We start from the raw sequence: 22,958 nt of genomic DNA on the forward strand, positions 1-22,958 counted from the left end.
CCGAAGGACGGCAAGAGCACCTGCGGGCTGTTTTCTATTTCACGCGACCTCCCCATTGAGTGGACTTCTTCAGCGTTTTACGCGTCCGGTTCAAGACTCAGCTCCGCAGACTGCTCCAGAAGCTCTTGAGCGTCGCCCGGGGTGATGACCGCGTAAGCCTTGCTCACTCGCACGAGCCAAGCCGCCTCGCTGTTCGTGTCGACGAAAGGTTTCTCCTGGAGCGGGCTCGTCGCGTATTTGCTGGGCTTCGTGGTGGCAGCGGCACGGAGCGCCGCGGCGATCCAGTACGCCTCGGCGCCCGGCTCGGGGTCGGGGTGCGACGCGGCTGCCTCCTCAGCAGCCCACAGGAGCGTCTCCGGGGCGTAGTACCGGAGCTTCTCGCTGGCATCAGCGATGTCCTGGGTCCATCGGTCCAGGCGCACATCGCTGGGGACCCGCATGTGGATCAGCTCGGCCAGGCGCGACCCGGGCGGGTAGAGACTCGTTCCGGGGAAAGCCTTCACCAGGTCGAACCAGAGAGGGTGAAGCCGGTAGAGGGTCTTCCACGTCTTCCAGCGAGCGGCAACGACGCTGGTGGTGGGGATGCTCGCGCCTACGGCCACGATCAGGAAGAGCAGGTTCATCCACATCGCCGTGAGATCAATGAGCATCTCCATGGTGGAATGACTCAGCGGGACAAATACCGCCGTCCACACGATGACGATTCGGGCCGTGGTATGGAGGAGCCCCATCCACATCGAGATTCCCATGAGCCTGAGACCGAGTCGCATACTGATCGTCTCGGCTTCTCGCGCCCCCCGCGACCACTGGTAGCCGCAGACGGCGCTTGTGACGAGCGGGAAGAAGTAGAAGACGCTCATATACACAGCGGCGCCCCATTCCCCTGCGTGATCGCTGAGGAAGTCCTCACTTTGCCGCCGGCGGTCCACAACGGTGAAAAAGAGAGTGGTGAGCAGGGTCACGCCGATCGCGCCCACCGGGTAGGAGGCACGGGCGATCCAGCGCGACACCGTGACGTGTCGTGGCACCACGGCTTCGGCGCTCTTGCCGTAGCTGGTCGCAACGTACGTCAAGGACGCGATGATGGCGGCGGTGCTGGCGAAGTGTCTCAGGAGAGCGTTCAGATCGATCACGGGGATGCGGTCCACGGCCTGCATCGCTGCTGGTGTGTAGAGCCACAAGGCAACGGAGAATCCGGCGTAGCCGCCCCAGAGGGCTCGGCGGTGCGCGTCACCGTACCGGACGGCGGGGAATCGCCAGACGGCTATGAGGGTCATCACGGCCGCGGTCAGGTACCTGAAGAAGTGGAGCATGCCGTCCGCTATTCGTTCTTGGGGCCACGCCGCGGCGGAGCAACCGGGTGGGAGAGCGAGGACTCCAAGAGGCTGACCATGTCGTCGCCGGCCAACGGATGACGGCGGGCCGACCGCTTGATCAGGGACGCCGACAACTCGGCCTGCTGCTCCTCCGGGCTGTCGTAGTTCACGCGGCCTTGCACCAGAGCCAGGGGGAATCGACGAAGGACTTCCTCCCGGATGTGCTCAGGGACGTATCGCTCGACCTCTTCATCGGTCAGGTTGCTCCCATGGTCCAGCCACTCGTGCGCCAGCTCATGAAGGATGATGTGCTCGGTCTGGTTCCGGCTGGACCGGCGCCGGTAGAGCACGACCGTGAACTCCGGCGTCCTGACTCGAAGGCCGCAGGCTGTGCCCAGCCCTCCATCCGGGTCGTCAAAGGGCACCAGCCGAATCTGACGCTTCAGCGCATGCTCCATGTTTCGGACCAGCGCCTCGACACTGAAGGGAGTGGGCACAGGCAGATCGGCAAGCAGCTTCTCGCATTCCTTCAAGAGGGCGCGTCGCGAAGGGTCCCTACGCCACTGCATGACTGCTCTCGCAAGGTACATCGGCGTTCTACCGCCTGGTTCTGCACGCAACCCGCCACCACTCTCCCCGCTCCGGGCGGTCCCCCGTAGAGCAGCCCACCTCATCGCCGCGTCCCCCTCGCCCCTGCCCCGTTTGCTTTCGGAGCTCCAACCCGCCCCGCGCTCAGTCATGCGTCGGCAGGCTGAGCCAAGTAGTCGTCAGACCTTTCGCGCGTGCAGTGAACCCTCGCTTCGCTGCCCGGCGTGACGACGTGTGGTGACCATGTGCAGCACGTCGTAGACGACGTCCGGCACCATCGCCACGGCATTCACCGCCCGCCCGGGTGTCTGCTTGACCGCGCCGCCCCGCTGCGCCGCGCAGACCGCGACGGCAGCGGTGCAGAGACAGAACAGGCCCATGCCTATCGGTAGACCCAGGACGCCAGCGCGCGGTTCCATGAAGTACGGGATTTCAGCGCCAATCTCGAACGCAACGGTGAACGCGGAGGCCAACGCGATGACGGCGCCCGTGAACGCCCGGGCAACAGTGCGGTGGACCGGTCGGGGTCCACGGACACTGCGCGGGTGGAAGATGTCGTCAAACGGCCGCGCCCGGCGCTTGGCCTTCTCAGCGATGTTCCCGGCCGCCCGGCGTACGGCACGGTGGTTGATCGTAGGCCCCTTGCCGACGCGGCGAACTTTCCACCGCATGTACTGGCCTTACCCCCCGTTACGGAACAGAACAGCGTGGCCGGGTCAACCAAAGGTGTTGATTCTCCAGCCCACTTGAGAGCTCGTACGATATCGCTACACACAACGATCCTGTCAAGTCGATTGCATTTAGCGTGTGTTCTGGTGTAGCCGGGACCTGCGCTCGCCGCTTCAGACTGCCGACGGCGAGCGCCGCGGGCACCATCGTCGAGGGGACCCGGCGTGGTGACGTCCGACTGCGGCGAGGGCGACGACGTTGAGTGATCCCATGGGAACGCCCGCCCGAACAGGGCTGCCGTCAGGGCGCGCAGGCCGGGGGAAGACGTCCTCGATCAGCCGGGTGGCCATGCGCGGAGCCTTGGGCCGGATCAGCTCGACGAGTCTGCGGCGGCCGGCCTTGCGCAGTGCGGCCGCCTGCTCATCCAGTTCCTCGCATGAATGGAAGCGGGTCCTGGGTGTCGCGGGGCCGAAGCTTCCAGGCCGGTGAGCTCGGCGGTGATTTCGTCGCTTTAGCTCAAGCGAGCGCGGGCTGTGCGGCATTGTCCGGGCCGCATCCGCGATCACTGCCGCATCCTTCGCATCGGCTTTCGCCTCGCCCGGGTAGAGGTCGGCGATCCGCCGCATGGCGAGTCCGGGTGGCCGTCGGCTTGTCGAAGACCTTCTTCCGGCCGGGGTGAGCCCGTGGCCGGGGCGGTCGGTCCTGCCGACGTCCGTTCCGGGGGAGCCGCCTATGCCTCCGGTGCCCAACTTCGCATGCTGCCGCAGGCGTTGACCGTGTCGGCCTGGGCGGTGGCAGGCACCGTGCTCGCGCATCCACCTTGTGCGGACCTGTCGCCCGCGGACCGCCCGGCATTGCGCCGGATCGGGCGGCGGCCGGGTCTCTCATCAGCGTGGGATCGCGAAGCGGGCGTCGGCTCGGCGTCCGGCGAGGCAGAGGAGGGCTTGGGCGTGGCATCAGCTGCGGGGGGTCGGGTGGCCGGGGCAGCGAACGCAGAGAGGAAAAAAGCCCGTTTGGCCGCCCCTCGCTCACTGCATCGCGGACTCGTCTCCCGAGGCCTTGACCGCGCCCGGCGCAGTCAAGCCGGCGACCCGCCGGTAGAGCCCAACGGCGCAGCCGGCGAAAGCCAGGTACAGGAACGCCGCGGAGACGGGGTTCGCCAGAGGGAGGAGCACCTGGGCCGGGACAAGGGCGGCAGCGAGGTTGAAGCCCAGGTGCAGGAGCACACAGGGCCACAGCACGCGCGTGTGTTCGTAGATCAGGGCCAGGAGCACTGCCAAGGGCAGGGTCGAGGCGAACTGCACGGCGTTGCCGTGCAGCAGGCCGAACACCACGGCGGTGACCAGCGTGGAAGCGAGGATGCCCACCCGCTTGCGCAGCAAGGGGTAGACCAGCCCCCGGAACAGGGCCTCCTCCCCCGCAGGAGCCGCGACCATGGCGAGCAGCAGGGTCGTCAGCAATCCGGCCGCGTGCCTCGTCTGGGTCGACGTGTCGAAGCCCGTGGACCCGGTCGTGGCGTAGATCCACAAGGCCGTCGACTGCCCGGCGAGGAATGCCAGAACCGCGCAGCCGACGGCGGTCCACCCGAAGCGCGGAACTTCCACGCGCGGCTGCGGGGCCGGCGCATGCGCGAGCCACTGGGGCCGCTGGATCCTCACTGAGCCGACCAGGATGGCAACGAGCAGGCCCAGGACGCAGGTCGCGACGATCGGCTCTCCGACGAGGCTGACTGCGACGGTGCCCAGACCGAGGTAGACCGCGACGACGGCGAGCGGCACGAGGGCGCACCACCCGATGCCGAGCAGACGCGAAGTGGTCGGTGGCGTCGTCATGGTCTCCTCCTGTACGGGGCTCAAGCACCCGTGGTGATGTGTTCCGGTCTCGGCGACCGGCGTCGTGAAGCCGTGCCCCAAGGGCTTGAGGCCCTCGGTCCGGCGCGCCAGTTCGAACAGCGGCCGCAGATCTTGAGGCGGCTGCGTCGGTATCGACTGCTCGATGTCGGTGGCATCGGGGTCGGCGTCGAACCCAGCCCAGGGACGGGGGATGGTCTTCGGCGCGGCGACGCGCAGCAGGCGGATCTTCCAGGGCTTCTCGGGCAGGTGCACGCGGGTGTATGCCTCGATCACCCGATGGAGGATGCGGGCACCGCGGACCCCGGTGTGGGCGTAGGTCTCGTCGATCCGGCGCAGGTCGACCGCGATGTCCGCGGTCGAGCCCGGCGCGTACTCCTGGTGGCCGGTCACCAACGTCGTCCAGCCCGGGACACGCGCGGCGGCGACACCGCGGTGGGGGTCTCCGGCGTAGCAGGTGAGCACAGCCCGGGTATCAGGCCCCTTCGCATGGATCTCGGCGACGTCCTCGGGCGCGGGAGATCCGACCATCCTGTGCACTGACACAGCGGCGTGAAGAGGTCGATGTCCTCGTCGGTGAGCGAGTGGTCGTCGGCGGCATGAAGCGTGGACATGGTGGAGGCCCTCTCGACGGGGTCGCTGGCCGGTGGAGAACGAGGTACGAGACACCCTTGCACGTTGCTGCGATTTTAGCAGTAACAGTCACTTCTTCTGCCAATCCATCAGCATCTTTGGGCATCATTCGGCTTCCAAATGGCGCACTTATATCGAATGACTTCGACAGGCTTTCCAAAGTCCTTGCGCATCGGCTACCCTCACCGGTATGGCTATTCGAAGCATTGTCGAGTCAGATCTCAGCGGTAAGCCGGATGCGGCCACCGTGACCTTCGGCCTGGGAGACACCTGGTATGAAGTCGACCTCACAGCTGAGGAGAAGAAGGGCCTTGAGGCTGCGCTGAAGTCGTACCTGGAAGTCAGCCGGAAAGCCGGGAAGCCTGCGCCCAAGAAGCGAGTCGTGCCTGAGACGACTGCCGAGGAGCGAGACAAGATCCGCGAGTGGGCCAAGGGAGAGGGCTACGAGTTCGCGGAGCGGGGCCGCATCCCGAAGAAGGTCATGAAGGCCTACGACGAGGCTCACGGCATCGATCGGAGCAACTAGCGCCGAGCCTGATGTTCGCCTCCTGGCCGATTTCTCTTATTTCACCCCCGATGGGCCCTGCAGCACATTGCAGGGCCCATCGCGCGTCTTCGGGCCGGATGGATCACATGGGTCGTGTGGTCACCGCAGCTCACACTCAAGCCCTGCAGCGGATGGTGCCGTGTGAGAAGTGCCCCGGCGCATCCGGCATGAGCTGCTCCTGGCTTCGCTTCGGGCTTCCGGGCTTCCGGGCTTCCGGGCTTCCGGGCTTCCGGGCTTCCGGGCTTCCGGGCTTCCGGCAGAGATCGAAGAAGGCCTGCACGGCACCTGAGCCCCGGCCTCGTCCCGCCACATCGGTTCCGCCCTCGGGTCAGCCTCCTTGGGACAGCGCCCCGAAAGAAGCGCCGGCCGGGTGACGTTCCTGGGCCCCCAGCCGCGCCGGGCGTCGTCGAACGCCTTACGCATGCTCTTCGCCTCGTTCCAGCTGCGGGAACCGGTGACCAAGGCGACGTGCGAGAACGATTCTGGAATCATTTCAGCAATCATTCGAGTCTCCACTCCTGGTGACTCGACGGTCTCCACAGCTGGAGTCGAGAGCCGCGGTCCTGGCGTCTGCGCAGGCGCGGCGGCCTGCGTGCCGCTGCCCATTCCGGCCGCCCGGTAACGGACCCGATGACGGCCAGGGCCTTCTCCCGCTGGAGCTCGACGCGAATCCGATCATCACCACACATCGACATGAGGTGGACGATGTACATCCCGTCACCGCTGCGGGGGATGTTCACGGTGACGGCCGTGCTGTTCTCGTCGTCAGTTGAGTCGACGTCGTCGACGTCCCCGACTTCGCCGGAGCGCATCCTCGGCAAGGGCTTCGCTGTTTGACTTCCACAACTTCGGGACGCAGCGGGCTCCTCCATCGCAGGACGAGTTCAGGCCGGGGCCATGTCGTGGTGTGCCTCTTCGTGGACGCGAGTGGAGTGGCGACCATCGAGTGCGGACCTCGGTGCATCCGTGCGATCTCGATGTTCAGCCCAGGCTCCCGCGGCGGCCCTGCCGGCTGACGACCCGAAAGGTCCGCTGGAGTGATCCACCCCGGGCCGGATCGCACTCCGGCCACCGCGCGATGCGTCACTTCTCGGCTGAGCCAGGCGCTGCGTGCCTGCCCATCCACTACCGCACCCTTCGCCCCTGCCCACACGTCTGTGGACGACTGCGGCGGGGCGGTGTCGGGGGTCGTCCCTCAAGCGCAGGGCCGGCATGGCCAGAGGAGGCGCCGGCGACCGACGGACCGGCGAGCCGATCGACCGGTGGGGCCCGTCGGCCATGTCTGACACGTCATCGGGGCGCGGTGAAGGGGCCGAGCGGAGCAAGGATCCGCAGGACACGTGTTATCAGATTCCCTTATGCCCTTTCACTTCTCTGTCACCGCACCACCGTTCCACGGCTGGAGCATGGGCGGAAGCCTGGAACATCAGGGGAAACGGGCCGTACCCTCTCGACTCGTACCCCTCCCCTGTTTCGTGCAGCGGGGGTACGGGACAGGCGGTCTTGCCTGGTCATCACGTCTTCTGCCGGTACTGCTGTTTCGTCGTTCGGGATAAGGCCGTACCCCCGTGCCGAGCCGTCCTCGTGGGGCACGAACGAGGCGGGGTACGGGTCTGCTCCCGACGGGGCACAGCTCCGGTGCGTCCCCTTGCCGCCGCAGGCGGCACAGACCCCGCCCAGCAGCGGATCCGTCCTCTCGCGACGCCGACGCTTCGGCTGTGGATGACGCTCGACTTCATCGCTCGGCGCTGACGGCGCAGCCGGCCTCGCACCAGCGTGCTGCGCCGGCTGCACCGACCTGGCTTCGCTGTGCTCCAGTCGTTGCTCCGGTGCTGCTGCGGCAGCGTGCCGGCGTTCGTCACGCACCGCGGCCGAGGCGGGCGTTCGGCACTACCTTGTCGACACGATCCGGCCCCGGGCCGTGTTTCGCTTCGCTCTTGCGCGGCGAGCCCGGGGCGGTCTCTCGTGGACACGTCGGAAGAAGAGAGCCCCGGCTGCTGCGACCGTCTGCCCATCGGGGACAGCGAGCAGCTTGAGGGGTATCGGAGCGTTGTCGCCTTCCTCCAGGCGGTGGCCTCCGCAGCGACGCCTCCGAGCGCCTTCCACCCCACGGACCATGCTGCGCACGCGCGTCGTTCCTCCCACGGTCGCTGGGCGTGGGGAACCACTCCCCCCTTCGACCCTTCTCTCTCCACGTAACCTCGTCGGGTCGATGACGCCCCTGCGCCGACCGCCGCACCGGCACTGCGCCGGTGTCTCGCTCAGAGCTGTGCCGGGCCGGGCCGGCCATGCTCCGCCGGTGTCCGTGACCGTCGCAACGTAGCCGCCGGATGGCTGCGGCAAGGGGTGCGGTCAAGCCTCACGGACCCGTGAATCAGCGCTCACCTCGCGTCTCTGCGGTGACCCATCGGAACGTATGGGAGCCGTGACCGGGACACGTACAAAACACCGACTGCTGCTGTCGGGCCCCTCGAAGTCCCGTGCGTGTCCGCACGGCATCTCGCGCGCGCTCCAACGGTGCCGCCCCGGTGTCGCACGCAGTGCCCTCGGAGGACACAACTGCATCGGGAAGCCGGGTGGTGTCTCTCACGAGACACGGTCGGGACACGAGTGGAAGCCGGCGTGTGCCCCCGTGCGGCTACCCCGAGACCACGCCCTGGCACCAGGTGTCTCGCAGGTGTCCCGTGGGAGCCCTTGCTGCGTTGCATGTGGGACTCATGGGCGCATGGCGCCCTCGGCTTGCGCCCAGCCGTCTCCGGCAGGGGCATTGCGGCGTCTCACAGGGGCCCCCACCAGAGACGACTGGCGACATCAATGGAGTCCGACTCGTGTATCGAGTGGGACTTGCATGGGCCTCGATAGGGACACTAGAGTCGACTCACGGCGATTCGCATTCAAAAGAGAACATGAAGGTCGGTGAGTCCATGTGACAGGGCGAGAGACATCCGGCGAACGACCGGATGGAGTGCAGGGGCGAGTTGCGGGGCGAGGTGGGTGCGATGGCGAATCGGCCAGGTGAACCTCGCAAGGTCCGCTGGACCGTGCCCGCTGCCGACACCTCGGTGATCGAGTGGCTCGATCAGCAGGAGAACATCTCGCAGTCGCTGCGACTGCTCATTCGGGAGTCCATTCAGCGCGACGGATACGTCGACGTCTACTACAAGCCCGTCGAGCAGCTGCCGCGTCGCGGCCGGCCGCCGCTGGAGAGCACCGAGCAGCGCGAGGACGACGAGGCGGTCACCGAGCGCCGTCCGGCCGCCGTGCCTGGTCGGCGGCCACAGCCCGCGGTCTCCGACCAGGCCGACGCCGTCGTCGAGAAGACGGCAACAGCACCGGTAGCCCAGCCCGACTCGGTTGCAACACCTGTCGAGACGGCCGCGGTTCCTGGGGTAAGTGCCGCCGGCCCGAACCCGGAGCCTCCGAAGCAGGCCTCCATTGACGAAATCATGGCGAGTACTCGGCGCTGAGTGACGCGGTGAACTTCATTTTCCAGGCAGACGACACAGACACCGAGGGACCGAATTCATGAGCGCCAACAGCAACGACATCATCACCCTCACCGGCGGCATCGACGTCGGCAACGGCTACGTCAAGGGCGTCATCCAGAATACGAAGCGGGAGATCTTCGACGAGATCGATCTGCCCAGCGCAGTCGTCTCGACTTCCCGCACCTCGCCGAAGGTGCCGCTCCCCGACGCGGATGCGGCCTCCGTGATGGCCGGCGACTTCTACAACCAGATCGACTGCTCACTCACCACAACCCTGGTAGCCGCGTCGGACCGCCGAATCTTCGGCCGGGCAGCGCTGAGCGTGCGCGGCTCGAAGTTCACCGAGTTCGAGGTACTGGGCAAGCACTCCAAGGCTGATCAGGAGCTGAGCAAGGTCCTGGTCCTGGGTGTCTTCGCCGCGAAGGCCCTACGCGACTACGTCCGCGAGAACGGCGCGCTGCCAGGTCACGAGCTGCGCGTGCAGGTGCGCGCCGGCCTGGCGCTGCCGATCTCCGAGTTCGTCGCGCGCCGCCACGCCTACGCCGCAGAGTTCATCGGTCTGCTGGGCAGCTCCGACCCCGCGGTGCACCTGGTGACGATCAAGAACTTCAGCACCCCGGTCTCGGTGCGCCTGCAGTTCGTCGACGTCCAGGTGATGGCCGAGGGTGCCTCCGCGCAGTTCGCCATCACCGACAAGGGCGAACCGCTGGCCCAGGCTCTTCTCGATGATCTGCGCACTCGCGACGCATCCGTCGTCGAAGGGGTCTCGGCCTCCGATCTGGTGGCGGTGCAGAACACCATCGGCGTCGACGTCGGTGAGGGCACCGTGAACTTCCCGGTCTTCACCGATGGGCGGTTCAACCCCGAGGCGGCAGCCACGCTCGACGAGGGCTACGGCACCGCGCTGATGAACGCCATGGAACGCATGAGTGAGTCGGACGCCACGCTGCAGTTCTCCTCGCGCAAGCAGCTGGCGGACTTCCTCCACGCGAAGCCGTCTGTGCTGGTGAAGAATCGTCACCAGCGCGCCGTCGGCTTCGTCGAGGACGAGGCCGGCTACCTGGTCGAGGAGATCGCCTCCTCCTTCGGCGACGTCCTCTCCCAGGCCGGTGCGACGACCGAGGTCGTCTACGTCTACGGCGGCGGCTCGGGCCCCATCAAGCACCTGCTGCACCCTGCGCTCCTGAAGGCCGCCGGCGATGTGCCCGTGCTCTACCTCGACTCCAGCTACTCGCGGCACCTGAACCGCGAGGGCCTGTACATCGCGGCACGGCACGTCGAGCAGCAGGCCCTCGCCGCGAAAGCCGGCGGGCAAGCACAGTAGGGAGGTGGCCTGGTGTGTGAAGCACTGGACGCGACCTCGCAGGCCGAGGCCGAAGAGATCAGTCGCCCGAACACGCCTTGCCACACAAGGACGCTGCGTCTCCGCCGGTTCTGTTGCGCGAGCAGGCCCGGCTGAAGCCGCTCGGGTCGGATGAGGAGCCTCAGAGCATGGCGGGCAGGTCCCGGACCAGGTGCTCAAGGTCACGGGAGTCGCAGACCCGGCGCTACCCGCGGGCAGCGGGTAACGGCCAAACGCGCGGGCAGGTAGAAGGGGGCGCTCGGGGCCTGGCGACCTCCCCCGGACGAGGTGATGGATCCGGCAGTGAGACTGCCGGCGCTGCTCTGCAGCGCAGCGCCTGGCTCACGGCTGTACTCCTGGCGTGTACGTGATCTTCCGAAGGCCAGACCGGATCAGCTCCGCTGATCACGCAGGCGGCTCACCGGGAAGGTCGAACAGTCGCCGCACGCCGTATTCGGCGCCCTCCGGCGCATGGCCGTTGGTACGCCGTGGTACGGATGCTGGAGTGCACGGGCCGGCACAGGACGCGGCAAGGCCGTAGCCGCTCGTGGAGTCGGCCAGGCCGACTCCTGGCGGAACGAGGATGTTCTTCGACGTCAGATCCGGATCAGCTCTGCTGATCCCTTGTGCTCACGGCCTTCACGGGGCGAGCAGGGCGAGCCACGAAGAAAAAACAGCACCCCGGCGCCGCGGTTGCCCGAAGGCAGCGCGCGCACCGGGGTGCTGGGGTGGTTGGAGCTGCCGTGCAGGGCTTCACGCCCATTCGGACATGACCTTCTGGATGAGGGGCAGCACCATGGGAGGCTGGAGGTTGAGGGTGGCCAGGGCCTCGGGGGTGGTGAGGGGGGTCTCGACGAGTTCGTAGGTGCCGCGATCGGCACGCGTGAACTCGCTGCCGGTACGGTCGTCGAAGGCCCAGGTGCGGACCTCGGCGAGATAGATGTGCTGGATCTCTTCGCGTTCGGTGTCGGCGAGAGTGCCCAGCAGCCGGACGATGTGAGCCTTCCCGGCAATCTCCTCGTGGATCTCACGGTGGAGAGCCGCTTCCGGTGTGGGGTCGCCGTCCTCGATGCCGCCGCCGACGAGGACGTGGTAGACGTCGCGGCCGGGGATGGTGCGGCGGATGATGAGCATGGTGCGTGCCGGTGTGATCAGGACGGCACGGACTCGTTCTTTCACTGTGTCTCCTCAGGCGTTGCTTTCGAGGAGATCAGTTCATCATCCGGCCGCCATCACCGTGGAGAATTCGACCGGTGGTGAACCCGGCCGAAGGAGATCAGCTCATCACCCACCCCCCGTCGACGTGGAGGCTCTGACCGGTGATGAACCCGGCCGCAGGACTTGCCAGGAAGGCGACAGCGGCGGCCACGTCCTCCGGCCGCCCGCGGCGGGGAACGCACTGGCGGGCGATCTGGTGCTCGGGGGACACCCGGGCGGCGGTCGGAAGGGCGTTTTCGGCAGGAACCTGGATCGCTCCGGGCAGGACCGAGTTGACGGTGATCCCGCCCACGCCGACATCGCGGGCCAGGGACCGGGTCAGTCCGATCATCGCGGCCTTGGCCGTGGCGTAAGGGGTGAGCTGGCGACGGCCCACGAGGGCGTTGATCGAGCCGATGTTCACGATCCTGCCCCACTGGCGTGCCGTCATGCTCGCGGTGGCAGCCTGGCACAGGCGGCGCGGAGCGTGGAGGTTGACGGCGAGGGACTGCTCCCAGTCGGCCTCGTTCAGGTCTTCCCAGGCGATACGGGGGTAGGCGCCGGCGTTGTTGATCAGGATGTCGACGGGTGCCAGGGCGTCCGTGACGGTGGTGATCAGGGCGGCCGGGAACTTCGGATCGGTGAGATCCCCGGAGACGGCGATGCCTCGGGTGGGCAGCTGGTCCAGGAGGTCGGCGGCGGCCGCGTCCTCGTCGTAATGGGCGACGGCGACGTGGGCGCCGGCGGTGGCGAGGGCACGGCAGATCGCGGTGCCGATGCCACCGGTGGCTCCGGTGACCAGAGCGGTTCGGCCGAGCAGGGGTCGGGCGGTCAGCGACTGATCAGTGATGGAGAGGGCGGGGTTCACGGGAGCTCCGTTTCGAATGTGTGCTGAGTGAAGAACTCGGTGGCGTTGCTGCTCGGCTGATGGAGTTCGGCAGCTTTGATCAGCGTCAGGAGGGTGTCGGTCGTCGTGATGGGCCAGGGACGGACGACACCGAGGACGCGGAGGGTGAGGAAGGGGCGCAAGTCGTGCCAGGGGATGTCGGGCAGGGCTCGCAGGGCGGTGGTGAGGGCGGCTCGGCGGCCGGGGCCGGTGTTCCAGCGGTAGTGGATGTCGAGGTGGCGGAGTCGGGGGTGGTGGTCCAGGTGGGTGATCCGGGGGGTCGTGAGGGGCGGGAGGGCGAGGCGCATGGTGCGCTGGTAGGTGTCGGGTTGATAGGTGGGGACGAGCCAGCCGCCCAGGCCCATCAGGTACCAGAGGAGGTTGGCGGCTTCGCCCGGAAGGGTGTTGAGGCCGGCGAGCGCGAAGTCGAGCCAGCACAGGGGGTCGGCGATGTTGGGCTCGGTGGGGTCCCCCTGAGTGAGTCCGCCCACCCAACTGCTGTCCGGTGTCAGGATCTGGCGGGTGGTACGGACGATGTCGGGGAGGTTGATGGTGAGCGGCCGACCGTTGACGGTGATCATGTGGTCGGCGAGGTCGGCCACAGTGAGAGCGGAAACGTTTCCTCCGGCCGGAACGACGGAGTGGCCCGGGTTCAGGTACCAGCGGTCCAGGCGTCCACCGGGTCGGATGCGGTCGGCGTAGAGGGTGGGAACGCAACTGCTCAGCGGGTATCGGCGTTCGTGCGTGAAGGCGGTGGTCAGGTCGTGGCACACGGCTTCAACGAGCTTGACGAGGCGCGGTACATGGCTCGGGTCGCGGTCGGCCAGGGCGATGAGGTCGCCGAGGAGGAGTTCGCACCGCCCCTGAGCGAACACGTCGTCGAAGACCACCTGGCTGCCGTCCGGCCCGTCGTGAAGACCATGGAGCCGGGGTACGGAGAGGCGGTGTTCGATCAGGCGGTAGCCACGAACCTCCCCCATCGCGGCGGTGCGATGGGGGAAGTCCTTCGCGAAGACTTCGTCGGTCACTGCTCAACTCCGTTCATGGTGTCGTCCCACAGGTCGAGGACGATGTGGGCGGCCTTGAGGGCGGCGGCGTGGTCGGTACGGGCGGTGCGGGCCAGGGTGGTGTCGTGGCCATGGGCGCCGAGGAGCGTGGTCAGGGCGTCCTCGTCGGCGGAGACCGGTACGCCGCGGAACTCCAACTGCACCTTCGCGGACAGCGCCGTCACCTTGTAGAGGGCGTGCAGATCGCCGGCGCCCGCGAGGATCTGGCGGCGGATGTCGAAGGTTGCCTGGACCCCGTTCATGACGGTGGCGGCCACGATGGCGGCCGGGTCCGGAGCGGGGAGCCGCAGGCCGTTTCGGACCCACAGCGGGGTGATGGCACCGGCACCGATCTGGGCCAGCACGTGCTGGAGTCGAACGGACACGTTGCCGGTGCGGCATTCGGCGAGCGTGACGACGCTGACGCCGACCTTGACGCCCTCCAGGTCGGCGCGGAGTTCGGCCAGCACGTCGGCGAGGGGACCCAAACGGGCGTTGTCGGCGACGACGAGCACGTCGAGGTCGCTCCACCCGCTCTGGTACCTGCCCTTGGCGGCGGACCCGGTGACGGCCAGCAGGTCCACCACCGGGTCAGCGCCGCCGGTGGTGCGGTCCAGCAACTTGTGCAGGTAGGACTCCAGGCTGATCGGGAGGCCCAGCACGTTCACGGGCTGCGTCTCCGGGTGCCGCGCGGGCCAGCGGCGATCGAGGACCAGGGCGTCCAGGCAGCGCTCCAGGCGGAGCCGTGTACCGGAGTTGTCGATCACCCGGTCCGCGATGCCCGCGATCCTGTCCGCGCCTCGACTCTCCTTGACGAGGTCGCGTACGGCCACGTCGTCGGCTCCGGTTTCGCTGCGTGCGCGGCGGGCCGCCATAGGCGTGTCGAGGTACGTGACGGTGACCTGCCGTCCGAGCAGTCGTCGCAGTGCGGCGGTGGACTCCAAGGAGTGCAGCGACTCGATCGTCACGTCGGTCAGGTAGTAGTGGGCCGTCAGGTAGCGATCCAGGGCGTCGACGATCAACTCGGCCTGGACTTCCTCCGTGACGGCGTACGGGTCGGGAAGGCCGGCGTGCGCGGCGGCGGTGTCGAGCAGCCACCCGATCTTGAGGCGGGCGTGGCCGTGTCGCGTGCGCAGGTACTCGCCGGCGCTGCTCTTGCCACTCTCGGACAGCCCGGCGAGCGCGATGACCTGCACCCCGTCCAGGGCACGGGCAGGGACGGCCGGGTACCGCGGGTGCAGCAGACGCCGGATGTCCCGCTGCACCTCGACGATGGAGCGGCCGCCGATCAGCACCGTGTGCGAGAAGCGGCCCTCTTCGGTGGCCATGACGTGGAGTCGTTCGTGCAGGGCCCGCTGGTAGCGGTCGTAGGGCGGGGTGACGCTCGCCTGGTGGGCGAGGCTGTGGGTCACGTTCTCGTCGATCTCGTTGGAGTACGCCAGGTAGAGGGAGAGCTCAGCGTTCTCGGCGACGCGAAGGTCCGTGGCCCACGGTTCGAGCAGGGCCCGTGCCCGGTCGGCCGCCGCCGGGGCGGGCAGGTTCTCGCGGACGGCTACGGTCGCGGCGACCGACGCCTCCAGCATGGGGATGCCCCGGTCGAACAGTCGCAGGCTCCCGCCGCCGGGGGCGGCGGATCGCGCGAGGTAAGAAGACGCCAGGACGTCCACGAACTCCTCGATGCGGCTCTTCTCGAACCACCACCCGGCCATGTCGCCCTGGATGTCGGTCCATCGGGAGTCGTGGTCGTGCAGGGCGCCGGCGAGCGCCGCGGCCGGACCGATCCGGCGGCCCAGCAGGCCGATCTGCGTGGTCTTACCCGTGTTGTCGGCCCCGCTGAACGCGACCGACAACTTCGTGGACTCGTGATTCATCAGGTTTCTCCTCTTACTGCGCGGGCAGCACAAAGCGCCGCCCACTGCATGGGCGTTCAGGGAAAGGGGTTCAAGTGCGGGATCGGGCCTGGTCGCGGCGGACCCCGATGGGTGCAACACAAAGCCAGACGGGCCGCTTTGCCCCACGCTCGTCGGCTCCGCTGTCCGTTGTTGGGAGCGGAGTTCGTCTCCTCGCATACAGCAAAGCGCCCGGATCGACGACGTCGTCCGAGCGCAGTTGGCTGACGGGGCTGAGATATTCGGTTGTCCGTCATGCCCCCATCCGGATCGGCTTCGCCGATCAGATGATTTTCTCTTTCAGTGCTTCATCCGAATCAGCTGCGCTGATCGAATACTTCGCCATTCCAAGCCCCGGATCGGCTTCGCCGATCAAACTCGCGCTCCTCGCCGAGCAACCGGCCACTCCCGACCAGACCACGGCGTGAGGTCCCGTGGCTCGGCAGCCACTTGACCTGCGCGTGTCTGCCAGGGGTCTGATGCGGCAACATGTCGGCACGGGGCGTCATCATGAGCCGACGAGTTCCCAGACAGCCGTGCTGACCGAACACCTCGTCACTCCGAACCCCGGATCGGCTTCGCCGATCAACTTCACTTGCCTTGGGCCAAGGTGCACCGCCAAAGAGTTCTGATGCGCAATCATGTCGGCACGGCACGTCAACATGAGCCGAGTTCCCGGACAGCTACGCTGACCGAATACCTCGTCACTCCCAACCCCGGATCGGCTTCGCCGATCAAAATCACGCTCCTCGCAAGCATCCGACCACTCCCGACCAGACCACGGCGTGATGTCCGCCTCCCGGCAACGAGGTTGGACGACCGGCGGGTGCGGAACGCAATCGCGTGGAAGCCGCGGCCGGCCTCTCGACTTCGTCATCACCGGTGGCAACGCCGCCGACTGAACCCGCTTCGAGGAGGTCGTGAACACCGTCAAGGTCCGCCGGGCCGGCGGACCAGAGCCACAGCTCCCGGCAGCCGTCACCATCCCGCAGACGTTCACGGCTTGCGGATGGATGCCGTGGCCTCCGGGACGACGGCTGCCTGGGCACCGAGCTGTTCGAGTACACCTTCACCCGGATGAAGACCTGTACGGGTCCGAGATCCATGATCGCCACCCGGAACAGCAAGGCCATTGCGAAGAGGAGGAATGACGGACGGCATGACACCGGGCCGGCGGATCAGGGTGAAGCCGGCGGCGGCCGAGGTGGTCGCGGCAGAGCAGGGCGTCGTGCCGGGAGGTGGGCCGGTTCGAGGCGGTCGCGCGCTCTCCTTCCGAAGCGGACACGCGTCAGAGCGTGGCCCCCTGCATGAACTCCCGGCCTCCGGCGATGGACGCGAGCACGGCGCCGAGGGTGCCGACCGCAGCCGGTCGAGGCCTCTCGACTGCGACGGGCCCGCAGGCACTCTGCGCAACCGAGTCTCGCTCTGCGCAGCCTCTGCAACCCCTATCGCGCGACATTCCGACTCATCACAGAGCCATCATTGAATGGCCACTCGAATAAGATACCCTCAGAGACCAGTGGATCCCATCAGACTGGTCGGCAAGGGATGCGAGGCGAGAAGAGATGAGGGCCTGGAGGACGAGGAGGGTCGGACTCTCCACTGCGGCGCTGACTGCGGGCGTTGCGCTCGTCGGGTGCTCCAGCGGCAACGGCGGAACGGCCAAGGAGACACTGCCGTCGCCTGCATCAAGCCCGGCGGCGAGCACAGCCAAGGTCACCGACACGGCTCTCGGCAAGGCGCTGGACAAGCTCGCCTTCCAAGGCGCCGGAAGCTCCGGAAAGAACAGCGGAGCTTGCCTGGGTAGCGCGGTACGGAAGGCGGGAATGTCGGAGAAGGCGCTGGCCTACATCATCAAGGCCGACAGCGACGACATGGGCACGGTCATCGGCGGACTGAACAAGGTGAGCGAGGACGACGCCGTACTGCTGGCCTCGCGGTCGCTGCGCGGGGACTTCGACGGATGCGTCAGCGAGGCCGTACTCCCGAACAGCGGTAGCCCCAAGGCCCAGAGCTACACACCGCCGGAGGCAGCCGCGAAGCCAGTGGCGGGCAAGCCGAACCTGCAGCCTGCCTACCCGGTCCGCGCGGATCAGCCAGTCGGCTCTTCCATCGAGCTCACCAAGGGCCTGGTCTCGATGTTCTCCTCCTACGCCCGTGACGAGAGCCAGAAGAAGACCTACGCGGCGGCCGGCCAGTGCCTGGCGACCTCGGTGTACAAGGCAGGCTTCAGCCAGGAGACGCTGCACTTCCTCGCCGGTGGTGCGCCGCTCGGCACCGGGTCGATCGTCGACCACGTGCCGAACGACAAAGACAAGGCGATCTGGCAATCCCCGAGGTTCACCCAGGCGCTTGTCGACTGCACGGCGAACGCGGCGCCGACTCCCCTGCCAGAGCCCTGATCGGGCACTCAAAGGGAGCTGACTGGGCGCGTCTTCGACTCTGCCGATGCTCGACAGGAAACCAAAAGGGCGGCAGATGTCTTATCCACCAGCGCCGATAGGGCGACTTCACGGATTGGCGAGGCAAGGCATGGAGAAGCCGCAGATGACTGCCGCACACGAGTTGGACAAGACGACGCAACCTGTGCGCGGTGCGAGGAAAAAGCCGTCGGGCGGGACACAGACCGGCAGCGGTGGCCGCCAGGGCATGTTCGTCCGGCTGAGCTCGGACGAGAAGCAGCGCGCGGAGTACTGGGCCGACAAGCGCGGGTTCTCCTCGGTGAGCGAGTACGTGGCCGAGGCGGTGGTGGAGAAGATCCGGCGCGAGAACCTCGACTATGACCTGCCGACCCTGGAGATCGCGCGGCTCAATGAGCTCGTCGATCAGATCGCGGCGCTGGCGCAGAACGCGGCGAACCTCGAACGCGTCGTCACCACGGGCTTCGACTCGCTCATCGGGCTCACCCGCGGCGACAACTACCTGCTCGACGAGGAGGACGGTGAGCTCGTATGAGCCGGGACTTCGCAGAGATGCTGGACGCCGCCACGCCCACCGACGAGGTGATGGATGTGGACACGTCCTTCCTCGACGCCTACCGGCGTGGTGGGAGCGCGGAGTTGAAGCGCGCCCCGCGGGCTGGTCTCGACGGGGAAGCCGAAACGGATCGCCCGAACCTGGAGCAGGACCGCGGGCCCGACGTCGGCAACTCCGAACGCGCCGGCAGATCCCATCAGCGCGGTGGCGCCGGCGGCGGGCAGAACACCGCTGACGGGCTGCTCCCGGGCGGTGTGCCGGCGGGCCCTGCGGCCGACGACATCGCCCCGCCGGACGAACCCGAGCAGGTGGGGCCCGGATCGCCGCAGTCCACCGGTGATCGGCGCGCCGCGCAGAGCGCGCCCTCGAAGAGGGGCTCGGGCAGTACAGCCGAGACCGCCACGCTCCCCCAGTCGGGCTTCCGGCTCGTCGGCATGCAGAGCCAGCCGCACATCAAGGCGCTGCCCGAGACCGTCATGAACGCGCTGCGGGAGCAGCTGCGAGCAGCCGCGGTCCGTGAGCTGGGCGTGAGCGACAGCGCCGCTCGGGAGTTCAGCCGGCGGCTGAGCCAGGGCACGCTGGTGATGGCGTTCCTGTTGGCACAGCTCGACCTGCGCCTTGATGCCGATCCCGCCACCGAGCGCGCCGTGGAGCTGTTCCGCTCCCGCGACCCGCTGCTGGGCAGCGTGTTGACACGGTTGACGAGCATCGAGGCCGTCGAACGCGAGCGGGACGGGTTGTTGCGCAAGCTGCGCGACGAGCTGGGCGAGGTGCGCCAGACCAGCGCGGTGATCGAGCAGGCGCTCGCATACTCCATCGCCGACCGCACGGAGAACTTCCTGCGGGGCTCGCACAACCTTCATGACGCGCCGATCACACACAAGGAGGCGATCCGTCTCCGGGACATGGCCCGTGAGGCGACCAGGAAGCAGTCGAGGCTCGAACGCGAGCGGGATGGGCGGCCGATCCGATGACCGTGAGGAGCAAGGAGAAGCTCTCTTCCGTCCGTCAGCTCTACAGGGCTGGGGTTGTCGGGGCTCCTTGTCCAGGACCCGGGTGTGCGGGGGGCATGGCCGCGCCGGCCTCGCGCCCCGAGGACGCGCCGCGCCTCACCGGGGTTCCACGCACGTGAAGCCCCAGGGCGCGCACGGCCCGAACCGTCCGGGTCCGAAGGTGCCCTCGTCGCTGGACGAAGTCGAGCGCAAGTACGGCAAGGCCGGGCTGGGCCCCAGCCACAAGGCGAAGTACCCGCTGCCGACCGAGAAGGGCCGGAAGCTCAGGCCGGCGCAGGCCGGCGAAATGAGCTCGCCACGATGACGAAGAACGCCTCGTCCATGCGCGCCGAGCTGGGCCTGGAAGACCAGGTCGGCGCCGCCCGCGCCGAGGGCGTGTGGCAGGCCGCTCCAGGTGCCCCGAAGAGGGTCGCCTTCAAGAAGGTCTGGTCGGGCCACGAGTTCAGCGATGCCGAGGTGGCAAGGCTGCTCGCGGGCGAAACGATCTCGTTCGAGGCGAGGCCGAAGGAGAACAAGCCCTTCCCCGCCACCGGTGCGCTCGGCGTCGGCTACTTCAGGGGTCGCACGTTCGTCGGGTTCCAGCCGGCGGTGCCGGACAAGCCGACGAAGTGGTCTGGCCGGACGTTCACGCCGGCGGAGGTCGCGGCGCTCCTGGCGGGCCAAGCGCTGGAAATCGACGACTTCGTCAGCGCGCGGACCCGCAAGACCTTCGGTTGCAAGGTCACCTGGGACGCGAAGGCCAGGAAGATCATCCCTGATTTCGGCTCCGACGACGAGCCACCTCGGTCCTGGTGCCAGGTGACCTTCACCGATGCGCAGCGCAAGGACCTGGCGGCCGGTAAGACCATCCAGGGCACGGGTTTCGTCTCGGCCAAGGGCAAGACCTTCGACGCCCGCATCTCCTGGAAGAGACAGGGCGGCAAGAAGAAGATCGTCCCGTCGTTCGGTTGACGGCGGCCGGGTGGTGACGCGTGGGAGCGGGTCCGGGACCTCGGGGCCCGCTCCCGCTGCCGCCATGTCACGACAGGAGGCGTCCGGTCCGGTCCGGTCCGGTCAAGGAGACGCTGGTGCGACGCCGGGCACGCCCTCCTCGGCACTCTGGGCCGGCGGTCCTCGACGGGATGTCGGTTCGTCAGGAAGGCCTCGACCAGAGCGGCTCCGCCGATCCGTTGGCCGTGCTCGGCCTGGGCGACGACGTTCCGCGCCTCGGGGCGGGAGCGATGGACTGAGCGCCGCTTCCGCGGTGCGACTGATCCGCCAGCCGTTGAAACAACACTCGATGGCTCGGATCCACCAGTCAGACTCGCCTCACACACCCATCCGACTCCCTTTCGCTCTCGTTTCGAATGGCTTACCTAAGATAGGATGCCATTCGCGCGCCTCACATACGAAGGCTTCTCGACAGGTCGAGCAATGGCCATTGCGGTGGCAGGGGGGATGGGAGTTTCGTGGCGAAACTGTCCTACAAGGTGCCAAGTTCGCTGAACAGGAGCTTTCTGGATCACGAGATCACGCTCAGCAAGGGTGGCTGGGCGGCGAAGCCCTCCCCGATCAAGCAACTGCTCTTCTTCGGTGGCGGCATCCTCGCCCTGCTGTGGTTCAGCACGTCGACGTTCGTCGCGAGCTCGGGCCCAGTCGCCATCACGTTCTTCGTTCTCTGGGGGCTGGCGGCGATCGCCTACTTCGGCGGGCTGATGAAGACGAAGGAACTGCGCATCATGCGGGTGCCGGCCTTCCTTGCCTACCTGCCCCGCAAGGCCCGCCACGTCTTCACCCGTCGCAGCTCGAACCCCACGGACTTCTACTCGATCGTCGGCATCGACGGGATCGACGAGGACGGGCTGATCCGTTTCTCCGACGGCGGCGAAGGCCGGGTCTACCTGGTCGTCGGCTCAGCGAGCTATCTGCTCTTCGACGAGGACCGGATCGGGATCCTCGACCGGGTCGACTCCTTCTGGCGCAAAGTCGAGACGACGTGCGAGCACAGCTTCATCACGACGAAGGAGCCGCAGCGGATCTACCACCAGGTGGCGAACCTGGAGCGGCGCAACCAGGCCCTTGAGCTCCGTGACCCGGATCTGATCGAGCTGCAGAACGAGCAGTACGACATCCTCACGCAGCACGTGGGCGGCAAGTTCCCCTCGATCCACCAGTACCTGCTGCTCAAGGGCAAGAACACCGACGCACTGCGCAAGGGACACCAGGTCCTCCAGGCCGAGGTCGGCGGCTCCACCCTCATGATCAAGGAAGCCACGATGCTCGACCGCGAGGAGGTCGAGCCGATGCTGCGGGTCTTCTACCAGGGCATCGACGACGAACTGCACGACCTCAAGACGTCGCTGAACTGACAGCGCCAGGCCGACCCCCACGACGAGGAACGAACGAAGGACACCATGGCGCTGATGACGAAAGTCCGGGCACAGCTCGGCGTCCCGGGAAAGAAGCCTGACGAGACGAACGAGAGCGGGGAGCTTCCGGTCGGTGATCTGCCCGCGGAGGACGCTGCTCAGGCTGAGGGCGTGCAGACCACTGCGGCCGCTCACGGCGTGGCCGACGAAGCCGCCGAGCCGAAGAAGAACTGGTGGCAGCGCCGCCGTGAGGTGAAGCACCTCCAGGGCGCATTCGACGCCTATCCGCATCTGCTCGCGCTGAAGCCGAAGGAGAAGTACGTCTTCCGCTCCGACTACTTCGAGGTCGACGGCTCGGTCGCCTGCATCCTGGCGTACTTCCACGACGACGCCGCGCACGACAACTTCGCCGCCTTCTGGGGCATCGACCGGATCCCGGACGGTCTCGACGAGCGGGTCACCGCGGTCGTGCTTGAGCAGGTCAAGCGGATGGACGACAAGTGGATCGACTCCTACACGAAACAGTCCGAGAAGCTGGAACGGCTCGATGCCAACGAGCAGGAGGAGACGGGCACAACCTCCTCCAAGCGCAAGGCCGCGAAGATCTCCGGTGACCTCGGGGTCACGATCGGAGAGCTCCAAGACGGCGCGAGCTACCTGTCGGTGCACAACCGGCTCTTCCTCAAGGCACCGGATCTGGCGACCCTGGACGACACGATCGACCGGGTCACGCGCCTGTACATCGACCGCTTCGGCACGCTGAAGGCTGCGCCCTACGCCGGCGAGCAGCGCCAGGAGCTCTCGGGTCTGTGGAAGAACAACGAGAAGAAGAAGGGCAAGGGCTTCCACTTCACCTCGACCGAGCTGGCCGGCTCGTACTCACTGGTGACCAACGGCCTCAACGACAAGGGCGGCGAGTACGTCGGCTACATGGTCGGCGACGTCAACAACAGCGCCGTGCTCATGGACGTCAACGCCTACGCCCACCACGTGATCGTCGCCGACGCCACCCTCAGCGAGTACCTCGACCGCCAGCGGGTGGCCAACATGTGGTGCTCGAAGATCTCGCAAGCGACGCTGCTGAACAACGGCCAGGTCGTCCACCTCGTCCTTGACGGGGCGAATCTCGACAAGCTCGGCCCGGGGTTCGAGCGGCTCACCTCGCGCGTG

18 protein-coding genes and 2 pseudogenes are annotated in these 22,958 nt (G+C 67.4%); 10 read left to right on the top strand and 10 right to left on the bottom strand.

Going from position 1 to position 22,958, the window contains the following annotated elements; all coding sequences use genetic code 11:
- Positions 1-77: 77 nt before the first annotated feature.
- The 5 genes and pseudogenes from WDV06_RS13220 to WDV06_RS13240 form a co-directional block, all read right to left on the bottom strand.
- Positions 78-1,313, bottom strand: coding sequence for an MAB_1171c family putative transporter (locus WDV06_RS13220; RefSeq protein ID WP_395509889.1), 1,236 nt, complete (start codon positions 1,311-1,313; stop codon positions 78-80).
- Positions 1,314-1,321: 8 nt separating this feature from the next.
- Entirely contained in the window at positions 1,322-1,774 is a 453-nt protein-coding gene (locus WDV06_RS13225) for a hypothetical protein (protein ID WP_395509890.1), read from the bottom strand.
- A gap of 309 nt (positions 1,775-2,083) precedes the next feature.
- Complete coding sequence (locus WDV06_RS13230; protein ID WP_395509891.1) at positions 2,084-2,575, bottom strand: hypothetical protein; 492 nt, start codon at positions 2,573-2,575, stop codon at positions 2,084-2,086.
- A gap of 318 nt (positions 2,576-2,893) precedes the next feature.
- Positions 2,894-3,322 (bottom strand): annotated as a pseudogene (locus WDV06_RS13235) (IS110 family transposase); the annotation flags it as partial.
- Between the two features lie 279 nt (positions 3,323-3,601).
- Positions 3,602-4,816, bottom strand: coding sequence for a CPBP family intramembrane glutamic endopeptidase (locus WDV06_RS13240; RefSeq protein WP_395509892.1), 1,215 nt, complete (start codon positions 4,814-4,816; stop codon positions 3,602-3,604).
- 430 nt (positions 4,817-5,246) lie between these two features.
- On the opposite strand from WDV06_RS13240, the gene WDV06_RS13245 reads away from it, so the two are divergent.
- Positions 5,247-5,582, top strand: coding sequence for a histone-like nucleoid-structuring protein Lsr2 (locus tag WDV06_RS13245; RefSeq protein WP_395509893.1), 336 nt, complete (start codon positions 5,247-5,249; stop codon positions 5,580-5,582).
- A gap of 521 nt (positions 5,583-6,103) precedes the next feature.
- On the opposite strand, the gene WDV06_RS13250 is transcribed toward WDV06_RS13245, so the two are convergent.
- The gene (locus WDV06_RS13250) at positions 6,104-6,415 is read right to left on the bottom strand and encodes a hypothetical protein (protein ID WP_395509894.1); all 312 of its coding nucleotides are present in this window, start codon (positions 6,413-6,415) and stop codon (positions 6,104-6,106) included.
- A gap of 2,229 nt (positions 6,416-8,644) precedes the next feature.
- On the opposite strand from WDV06_RS13250, the gene WDV06_RS13255 reads away from it, so the two are divergent.
- Together WDV06_RS13255 and WDV06_RS13260 are read left to right on the top strand one after the other, a co-directional pair.
- Complete coding sequence (locus WDV06_RS13255) at positions 8,645-9,070, top strand: hypothetical protein (protein WP_395509895.1); 426 nt, start codon at positions 8,645-8,647, stop codon at positions 9,068-9,070.
- 58 nt (positions 9,071-9,128) lie between these two features.
- Positions 9,129-10,415 (top strand): hypothetical protein, encoded by a 1,287-nt coding sequence (locus WDV06_RS13260; protein WP_395509896.1) that lies wholly within the window; start codon positions 9,129-9,131, stop codon positions 10,413-10,415.
- Positions 10,416-11,186: 771 nt separating this feature from the next.
- On the opposite strand, the gene WDV06_RS13265 is transcribed toward WDV06_RS13260, so the two are convergent.
- From WDV06_RS13265 to WDV06_RS13280, 4 genes are all read right to left on the bottom strand, one after another.
- Positions 11,187-11,612 (bottom strand): NUDIX hydrolase, encoded by a 426-nt coding sequence (locus tag WDV06_RS13265; RefSeq protein WP_395509897.1) that lies wholly within the window; start codon positions 11,610-11,612, stop codon positions 11,187-11,189.
- Between the two features lie 97 nt (positions 11,613-11,709).
- Entirely contained in the window at positions 11,710-12,498 is a 789-nt protein-coding gene (locus WDV06_RS13270; protein WP_395509898.1) for an SDR family NAD(P)-dependent oxidoreductase, read from the bottom strand.
- Positions 12,495-13,544 (bottom strand): hypothetical protein, encoded by a 1,050-nt coding sequence (locus tag WDV06_RS13275; protein ID WP_395509899.1) that lies wholly within the window; start codon positions 13,542-13,544, stop codon positions 12,495-12,497. Before WDV06_RS13275 ends, WDV06_RS13270 begins: the two co-directional genes overlap by 4 nt.
- Positions 13,541-15,433 carry a nucleotidyltransferase domain-containing protein gene (locus tag WDV06_RS13280; RefSeq protein WP_395509900.1) on the bottom strand — a complete coding sequence of 631 codons (1,893 nt, stop codon included), beginning with the start codon at positions 15,431-15,433 and terminating at the stop codon, positions 13,541-13,543. Before WDV06_RS13280 ends, WDV06_RS13275 begins: the two co-directional genes overlap by 4 nt.
- Positions 15,434-17,277: 1,844 nt before the next feature.
- Here WDV06_RS13280 and WDV06_RS13285 point away from each other — a divergent pair.
- The 7 genes and pseudogenes from WDV06_RS13285 to WDV06_RS13315 form a co-directional block, all read left to right on the top strand.
- Positions 17,278-17,853 carry a hypothetical protein gene (locus WDV06_RS13285; RefSeq protein WP_395509901.1) on the top strand — a complete coding sequence of 192 codons (576 nt, stop codon included), beginning with the start codon at positions 17,278-17,280 and terminating at the stop codon, positions 17,851-17,853.
- 145 nt (positions 17,854-17,998) lie between these two features.
- On the top strand, positions 17,999-18,406 hold the full coding sequence (locus tag WDV06_RS13290) for a hypothetical protein (protein WP_395509902.1): 408 nt from the start codon (positions 17,999-18,001) through the stop codon (positions 18,404-18,406).
- Positions 18,403-19,401, top strand: a complete 999-nt coding sequence (locus WDV06_RS13295; RefSeq protein ID WP_395509903.1) for a hypothetical protein — start codon at positions 18,403-18,405, stop codon at positions 19,399-19,401. Before WDV06_RS13290 ends, WDV06_RS13295 begins: the two co-directional genes overlap by 4 nt.
- 154 nt (positions 19,402-19,555) lie before the next feature.
- The gene (locus tag WDV06_RS13300; protein WP_395509904.1) at positions 19,556-19,744 is read left to right on the top strand and encodes a hypothetical protein; all 189 of its coding nucleotides are present in this window, start codon (positions 19,556-19,558) and stop codon (positions 19,742-19,744) included.
- Positions 19,741-20,391 carry a topoisomerase C-terminal repeat-containing protein gene (locus WDV06_RS13305; RefSeq protein ID WP_395509905.1) on the top strand — a complete coding sequence of 217 codons (651 nt, stop codon included), beginning with the start codon at positions 19,741-19,743 and terminating at the stop codon, positions 20,389-20,391. Before WDV06_RS13300 ends, WDV06_RS13305 begins: the two co-directional genes overlap by 4 nt.
- A gap of 497 nt (positions 20,392-20,888) precedes the next feature.
- Positions 20,889-21,788 carry a hypothetical protein gene (locus WDV06_RS13310; protein WP_395509906.1) on the top strand — a complete coding sequence of 300 codons (900 nt, stop codon included), beginning with the start codon at positions 20,889-20,891 and terminating at the stop codon, positions 21,786-21,788.
- A 54-nt stretch (positions 21,789-21,842) separates the two neighbouring features.
- Positions 21,843-22,958, top strand: a pseudogene (locus WDV06_RS13315) (hypothetical protein); the annotation flags it as partial.

It is taken from the genome of Streptomyces racemochromogenes (genome assembly GCF_044129415.1).
Classification (GTDB): Bacteria; Actinomycetota; Actinomycetes; order Streptomycetales; family Streptomycetaceae; genus Streptomyces; species Streptomyces racemochromogenes_A.

Bases quoted from the DNA above. Each gene is read 5' to 3' on its own strand.
- WDV06_RS13295 (WP_395509903.1), top strand. From the start codon at position 18,403: ATGAGCCGGGACTTCGCAGAGATGCTGGACGCCGCCACGCCCACCGAC.
- WDV06_RS13290 (WP_395509902.1), top strand. From the start codon at position 17,999: ATGACTGCCGCACACGAGTTGGACAAGACGACGCAACCTGTGCGCGGT.
- WDV06_RS13225 (WP_395509890.1), bottom strand. From the start codon at position 1,774: ATGGAGCATGCGCTGAAGCGTCAGATTCGGCTGGTGCCCTTTGACGAC.
- WDV06_RS13250 (WP_395509894.1), bottom strand. From the start codon at position 6,415: ATGCGCTCCGGCGAAGTCGGGGACGTCGACGACGTCGACTCAACTGAC.
- WDV06_RS13305 (WP_395509905.1), top strand. From the start codon at position 19,741: ATGACGAAGAACGCCTCGTCCATGCGCGCCGAGCTGGGCCTGGAAGAC.
- WDV06_RS13220 (WP_395509889.1), bottom strand. From the start codon at position 1,313: ATGCTCCACTTCTTCAGGTACCTGACCGCGGCCGTGATGACCCTCATA.
- WDV06_RS13285 (WP_395509901.1), top strand. From the start codon at position 17,278: ATGTCGGAGAAGGCGCTGGCCTACATCATCAAGGCCGACAGCGACGAC.
- WDV06_RS13280 (WP_395509900.1), bottom strand. From the start codon at position 15,433: ATGAATCACGAGTCCACGAAGTTGTCGGTCGCGTTCAGCGGGGCCGAC.
- WDV06_RS13230 (WP_395509891.1), bottom strand. From the start codon at position 2,575: ATGCGGTGGAAAGTTCGCCGCGTCGGCAAGGGGCCTACGATCAACCAC.
- WDV06_RS13260 (WP_395509896.1), top strand. From the start codon at position 9,129: ATGAGCGCCAACAGCAACGACATCATCACCCTCACCGGCGGCATCGAC.
- WDV06_RS13245 (WP_395509893.1), top strand. From the start codon at position 5,247: ATGGCTATTCGAAGCATTGTCGAGTCAGATCTCAGCGGTAAGCCGGAT.